Annotated in this window: 3 protein-coding genes; all 3 read left to right on the forward strand. The window is 42.9% G+C overall.

Annotated features, from left to right (window positions below):
• On the forward strand, nucleotides 1-583 hold a 583-nt coding region (locus C1I60_RS17180), incomplete at its 5' end, for a hypothetical protein (RefSeq protein ID WP_212734480.1).
• Nucleotides 576-1,544, forward strand: a complete 969-nt coding sequence (locus tag C1I60_RS17185; RefSeq protein ID WP_137062837.1) for a hypothetical protein — start codon at nucleotides 576-578, stop codon at nucleotides 1,542-1,544. The genes C1I60_RS17180 and C1I60_RS17185, both read left to right, overlap by 8 nt.
• A 1-nt stretch (nucleotide 1,545) precedes the next feature.
• Nucleotides 1,546-2,358, forward strand: a complete 813-nt coding sequence (locus tag C1I60_RS17190; RefSeq protein ID WP_137062838.1) for a hypothetical protein — start codon at nucleotides 1,546-1,548, stop codon at nucleotides 2,356-2,358.
• The last annotated feature ends 237 nt before the right edge of the window (nucleotides 2,359-2,595 follow it).

Here is a 2,595-nt window from a genome sequence, read left to right on the forward strand (position 1 = left end):
CTACATTGTCCGGGAAATGCTTGAAGGTCATGGAGCTAGCGCAGAAATTGCTCAAGCATATAAACAATACTTGGAGAGACTTCGGGAGGAAAACAATCTGGAGTGTGAGAAATATGGCATTGAAGAGGAACGGATTCAACGGATGGACGAACGATTTGGCAAGATCATTGAAAAGGCATCTGCCGAGGATTTGTTTGGAATCGAAGGATTTAATGATACGCCAAAGCTGCTGTTTAACGACCTGCTGCCAATAAGAGAAAAAGCTAATAAAGATGATTGGTTCTCGATTGATTCCAAAAACAGCATTGAACTCAGTAGTCAAGGTGGAATGCCACGAGTTCTTGCTAATCCTCGGACATACAGGGTTGTACGTCCGGGGGTTTCATTCGTGGGAGATGTGTTGCTCTATAACACTGAAAAATTAAAATTAAACGGACAAAATATCGGGTCTCGAATTACAGATTTTATTAAAGAAGCCATGATCCAATTCAATTCAGGAATCTATCGCTTGGGTAATTCAGGTAGCCGAGGGTATGGCCGAGTGGAGATTGAATTTGTTGGGGAGGATTCCTGGCATGGCTGAATGGAAATATTACCGGATAAATATGGATTTGATGGGCAGGATGACTCAGCTTCCAGATTCCCAGAAAATGTTTGGAGCCTTGGTGCATCGCTTTTCAGAAACCTACTCTTCTGTACAAGCAACGCAGATGGTTGACAAGATAAAGGGTGGAGCGATGCCTTTGTCGCTGTCTAACATGCTCCCGCGTGGGTATTTGCCTGCTCCACATACGGAGTTAATACATCAGCTGAGCGTGGATGGTCAAGGCAACAAGAAAATATATCAGGCATTGAAGAGGCGTTCATATGTGAAAAGCGGGCAGCTTACTGAGTTGATGAAGGAACCGAGCCGGGCGAGCGACCTTTATCCCTATGCGCATATTGAGTTCACACAGCAGATTCACGCGTCAATTGACAGTAAGCGTTATAACTTGCCAGGCCTTGATCCCAACCTCTACTCTGTGCCTGAAGTTATTGTGAAAGAGGTAACTCAAGAGGGGAAACAGGAGCAAACGATTTGCGGATTTTCGTTGTACCTCGCGATGGAGGAATGCTCTGAAGGAGATTTAATGCTCAAAATGTTGGAATTAGCTAGAGCTGAAGGCAAGACATTCATACTCGGGCCTCGTGGTTCTCAAGGTCTGAATACTTTCAAAGTCACACAAATCCATGAGGAATCTAGCGTAACATCGAATCAAACAGGTTATTATTTGAATCTGGGTATGCTGCTGCCCAAGAATATTGATTTTGATAGGTCCAGCCTCAAGCTGTTTACCTCAGAACGCAGACCATATAATCCGCCTGGGGGTTGGGACACTGGAAATAGCGGCAAGTTCATTAGTTTTATCGAAGCGGGTAGCATAGTATACGCACCAACAGGAATTGAATGTGCCGGGCACTCAATTCAGTCACCTTTTCATCCGCGAGATATAGTGTTTGGAAGTGCCTTGTTATACCCACTGAGTGAGAGGGAGGGGGATTGAAATGTCGCTCAAGAGATACGAGTATCGTTTAAAAACTCTGTCTAAGCTTGCCATGTCGCCAAGGGATCATCAAGGATTTTATTTGGCTGCTGGGGATTTCAAAAGGGAAAATATCTTGAAACGTATGTCTCCAGATGGCGAAACCGATAAGAATGCGGAGGAGAACAAGGTTAATATTATCTATCCCTTTTATCAATATGGAGGATACTCCGCATATAATCCAGATAGTACGCAATACTATATTCCCGGTTCTTCGCTCAAAGGTGCGATGCTCTCCCATTGTACGGGACAGTTTGCATCGAGGCTGTTGGTCGATGATATTCAGGTTAAGAGTAAAGATTTGCAGTTAACCCAGCTTAACAAGCTGCAAAATCTGTCAAAAGAAACGAACGAGTCAATTATTCTGCAACCTTTCTTTCCCAATGTAGCTGTTGAGATGCTGGCGGCAGGATGTGAGTATATCGGAGAGTTGTTCTGTGAAGAGGAAATACATATATACTTACAGGCAGCTCGAAGAGGGACAATCCTTAAACTTTCACAATTGCGAGATAAGCTGAGTGTCGTCAGTAAGGAAATTCGAATTGATGATGAAACCAGGAGATACGTTAATCAATTGAAAAATAATATACAATCCATCATAGATGATAGTCGCGAGGCATGTACATTATTGCTCGGAGGGTATAAAGGGCTTGCGTTATCTGGTGTGTTTAAGAATGCAGAGTTTGATAAGCTTGACACTGCGGTATATGTGGATCTGCCGTCGTATTTACCACATGGAATTGTGCAGATTGAGGTATGCCGAGAGGTAGACTGAATCAGGTGTGAACCTCAAGCTCACAGGATTTTCCCGGGAGATTCGCACCTCAGATTTTGTCGAAAACAACGATTTCATAACCTTTTGGCAACACTAACATTGCGTTAATACCATTTTTTATCCTATGATGTAGGTATAACTTGTTAGAATCATTGAAAATACGTAATGATATTTATATGAAATGATTTTATTACGTGTATTTTCGCCGTCGCACTCTATATGAGTGCGTGGATTGAA

The sequence above is a fragment of the Paenibacillus terrae genome (assembly GCF_005217525.1).
GTDB lineage: Bacteria > Bacillota > Bacilli > Paenibacillales > Paenibacillaceae > Paenibacillus > Paenibacillus terrae_C.